Genomic DNA, 4,075 nt, shown 5'->3' on the forward strand with positions numbered 1-4,075 from the left:
GACAAAAACTATTGCCTTCTATAAATTAATAGGTTTATATTGTTTTATTGGCATAGTTTCAATCCAAGGAGAAAGGAGATTTTCAATCGTGCAACTGAAAAAAAAATTTTGGAAGTTGGCTTCACTTCTTCCACTGTCATTACTCTTGTTCCTCGGTGGCTGTGATAAAAAACTTGCAGTATTAAATCCGCAGGGGCCTGTTGCAAAAGCACAGTATGATTTGATTATTTGGTCATTCATACTCATGTCGTTGATTATTGCAATTGTATTCATCTTGTTTACAGTCATCTTGATTCGTTACCGTGAAAAACCAGAAAATATGGACTATGAGCCACCTGATATACACGGTAATACGCTTTTAGAGGTTATCTGGACTATTTTCCCTGTTATCATCGTGATTGCATTGTCAATCCCAACAGTAAAAACAACATTTGCATCGGAAAAGCCGCCAGAGCAAACAAAAGATATGAAACCAGTTGAAATTTACGTTACATCTGCCAACTGGAAATGGTTATTTAGTTATCCAGAGGAAAATATTGAAACCGTTAACTATTTAAATGTACCAGCTGGTACACCAATTCAATTTAAATTAACATCGGTTGGTCCAATGAATGCTTTCTGGATTCCAGAGCTTGGTGGTATGAAATACACAATGGATGGCATGATCATGGACCTATATCTACAAGCTGATAAGCCAGGTTCTTACATTGGCCGTAGCGCAAACTTCTCAGGTGAAGGATTCACTGACATGGAATTTGAGCTTGAAGCAAAAACAAAAGATAAGTATGACAAGTGGGTAAAAGAAGTAAAAGAAACAGCTAAACCACTTACAGAAGAAAAATACAATGAAATTATTAAACCTGGTGTAGTAGGGCGTATGACATTCTCTAATACACACTTAAAATATGTAGATCCAAAATCACTTGAATATTGTGATTACAACTACTACAAAAACAAAAAGTAATAACGAATATTCCAACAGATTGGAGTGAATATAGTGAAGCTTGATGAATTTTTTGTCACAGGCGATCCGATTATTTACGGAGCGGACGTATCTATTGTTCTTGTGACGTTAGCAATCCTTTTTGTGCTAACAAAGTACAAAAAATGGAGATGGCTTTGGGATGAGTGGTTAACTTCTGTTGACCATAAGAAAATTGGGGTTATGTATATCATTTCAGCAATTGTAATGATGTTCCGTGGTGGTATGGACGGATTAATGATTCGTGCCCAGTTAACGTTTCCTGACACAACATATTTAAACGCTGAACACTATAACGGAATCTTTACAACACACGGTACAGTTATGATCCTCTTCATGGCAATGCCGTTTGTTATGGGAATTATGAACGTTGTTGTTCCTCTTCAAATTGGAGCACGTGACGTTGCATTTCCTTTCTTAAATGCATTAAGTTTTTGGTTATTCTTCGTAGGTGCTATGTTATTTAATATCGCCTTCGTTATCGGTGGTTCTCCAGATGCTGGGTGGACATCATACTTCCCAATGGCTGGTACAGAGTTCTCACCTGGAGTAGGAAATAACTTCTATGCAATTGCCTTGCAGATTTCAGGTCTCGGGACGCTGATGACAGGGATTAACTTCCTTGTAACAATCTTAAAAATGCGTGCACCAGGCATGAAATTAATGCAAATGCCAATGTTTACTTGGTCTATTTTAATTACATGTCTTATCATTATCTTTGCATTCCCAGTATTAACAGTTGCTCTTGCATTAATGACTTTCGACCGTCTATTTGATGCTCACTTCTTTACAATGGCGAGCGGCGGTATGCCAATGCTTTGGGCGAACTTGTTCTGGGTATGGGGTCACCCTGAAGTATATATCGTTATTTTACCGGCATTCGGTATTTTCTCTGAAATCGTAAGTACATTCTCACGTAAACGCTTATTTGGATATACTGCAATGGTTTATTCAATGGTTGCAATCGCAACTTTAAGTGGTCTTGTATGGCTGCATCACTTCTTTACAATGGGTGCAGGACCAGCAGTTAACTCATTCTTCTCGATTTCAACAATGGCAATTTCGATCCCAACCGGTGTTAAAATCTTTAACTGGTTGTTTACGCTTTATAAAGGTCGTATCCGTTTTACAGTTCCAATGCTTTGGTCATTGGCATTTATTCCAAACTTCGTAATTGGTGGAGTTACGGGGGTTATGCTTGCGATGGCAGCAGCTGACTATCAATACCATAACAGCTACTTCCTAATCGCTCACTTCCACTACGTATTAATCGCTGGTACAGTATTCGCGATGCTTGCTGGATTTACATTCTGGTATCCAAAGATGACTGGTCATATGCTAAATGAACGTCTTGGTAAATGGACATTCTGGATCTTTATGATCGGATTTAACATCTGTTTCTTCCCAATGTACTTCCTAGGTTTAGATGGTATGACTCGTCGTATGTACACTTACTCTGCAGACCTTGGATGGGGCGGATTAAACTTAATCGCATCTGTCGGTGCAGTAATGATGGCAGTTGGCTTCGCCTTATTATGCTACAACGTAGTTTATAGCATTCGTCATGGTGAGCGCGATGTAACTGGAGACCCTTGGGATGCTCGTACACTTGAGTGGGCAACACAATCTCCAGTACAACATTACAACTTCGCCAAATTACCAGAAATTAAGTCTAGCGATGTATTCTGGGAAATGAAGAAAAACGGCGAATCTATTACACCAAAACCTGAAGAATTAAAACCAATTCATATGCCAAGTAATACAGGCGTTCCAATCATTATGTCTTGTTTGATTGGTCTTGCAGGTTTTGCATTAGTATTTAGCTGGTTCTGGTTAGCAATTGTCGGTGGTATTGGTATGTTAGGTTGTATGATCTGGCGCTCGTTTGATTACGACAACGGATACTACGTTAGCGTAGATGAAATTAAAAAGACAGAACATGTTGCATGAGAGGTGAAACGAAATGGCGGCTTTAGATAAAAGCTTACCTTTAGAATATCAATCTGAACAAAGCAGATTGAATATTTTAGGGTTCTGGATTTTTCTTGGGGCTGAAATCGTGCTGTTCGCAACACTTTTCGCCTCTTATCTAGTACTTGCTGGTCGTACGGCTGATGGCCCTACACCAGCTGACCTGTTTGAACTTAAAACCCTTTTAATTCAAACACTCCTACTTTTAACAAGTAGTTTTACATGCGGTATCGCAATTCATGAAATGCGCAAGCACAACCAAAAAGCGACGTTAGGATGGTTCATCTTCACATTAATTTTAGGTGCAGGCTTCCTTTTCTTTGAAGTTGAAGAGTTTATGGCTTATGTTGCAGAAGGCGCAACAATCCAAACAAGTGGTTTCTTATCTGGATTCTTCGTTCTTCTTGGAACGCACGGTGCCCACGTAACAGCTGGTATCATTTGGGCAACTTGTGTTATTATCCAAATTCTAAAACGAGGTTTAACACCAGTTACAGCTCGTAAAGTATTTATTATCAGCTTATACTGGCATTTCCTTGATGTTGTTTGGATCTTCATTTACACACTAGTTTACTTGAATGGGATGGTGGCGTAATAATGGGACAAAACAATACACAAGCAAACGCACATAGCGGCTTTCCATGGTCACACGTTTTCGGATTTATTTTATCGCTTGCATTAACGTTCCTCGCTGTATATGTAGCGTTATATACAAGCATGTCACTTTCAACAATCTTAACAGCCATTCTTGTAATGGCAGTGGCACAAGCAGCATTGCAATTTGTTATGTTTATGCACATGACAGAAGGCGAAGGTGTAATACAAACAATGGCTATCGTATTCCACTTTTTCATCGCTGCAGTAACGGTTGTTGGTACAGTTTGGATTTTCTTCTCTATGTAATAGACATGAAAAAGACTGCTGAGGTAATCTCAGCAGTCTTTTTTTATTTATTGTACTATTTTCTCTTCCCCTCTCGATTTTAGGAAGATATTTTTTCATATATATGTCAATAAGAAATTGAGTAATCATCACATCTTCTTTTTCTAAATCTTAATACCTCAGAAATTTTTCTTAAGATTCTTATTTTACCATGGTAAAATATTACTATATAAATCCATT

Annotated in this window: 4 protein-coding genes; all 4 read left to right on the top strand. The window is 38.3% G+C overall.

Annotated features, from left to right (window positions below; genetic code table 11):
* Nucleotides 1–88: 88 nt before the first annotated feature.
* From qoxA to qoxD, 4 genes are read left to right on the top strand one after another with little or no spacing between them, the layout of a single operon-like run.
* Nucleotides 89–964 carry a cytochrome aa3 quinol oxidase subunit II gene (gene qoxA, locus V7183_RS02645; RefSeq protein WP_097896445.1) on the top strand — a complete coding sequence of 292 codons (876 nt, stop codon included), beginning with the start codon at nt 89–91 and terminating at the stop codon, nt 962–964.
* Between the two features lie 33 nt (nt 965–997).
* A complete protein-coding gene (qoxB, locus tag V7183_RS02650) occupies nt 998–2,932 on the top strand; it encodes a cytochrome aa3 quinol oxidase subunit I (protein ID WP_141523261.1) in 1,935 nt (644 codons plus the stop codon).
* Nucleotides 2,933–2,945: 13 nt separating this feature from the next.
* The gene (qoxC, locus tag V7183_RS02655) at nt 2,946–3,548 is read left to right on the top strand and encodes a cytochrome aa3 quinol oxidase subunit III (protein ID WP_097896449.1); all 603 of its coding nucleotides are present in this window, start codon (nt 2,946–2,948) and stop codon (nt 3,546–3,548) included.
* 2 nt (nt 3,549–3,550) lie between these two features.
* Nucleotides 3,551–3,856: a cytochrome aa3 quinol oxidase subunit IV gene (gene qoxD / locus V7183_RS02660; RefSeq protein WP_097896451.1), complete on the top strand. Its 306-nt coding sequence runs from the start codon at nt 3,551–3,553 to the stop codon at nt 3,854–3,856.
* Nucleotides 3,857–4,075 lie beyond the last annotated feature (219 nt).

The sequence above is a fragment of the Bacillus sp. JJ1127 genome (genome assembly GCF_036965845.1).
Classification (GTDB): Bacteria; Bacillota; Bacilli; order Bacillales; family Bacillaceae_G; genus Bacillus_A.

Coding starts and splice junctions, on each gene's coding strand:
- qoxC (WP_097896449.1), top strand. CDS start 2,946: ATGGCGGCTTTAGATAAAAGCTTACCTTTAGAATATCAATCTGAACAA.
- qoxD (WP_097896451.1), top strand. CDS start 3,551: ATGGGACAAAACAATACACAAGCAAACGCACATAGCGGCTTTCCATGG.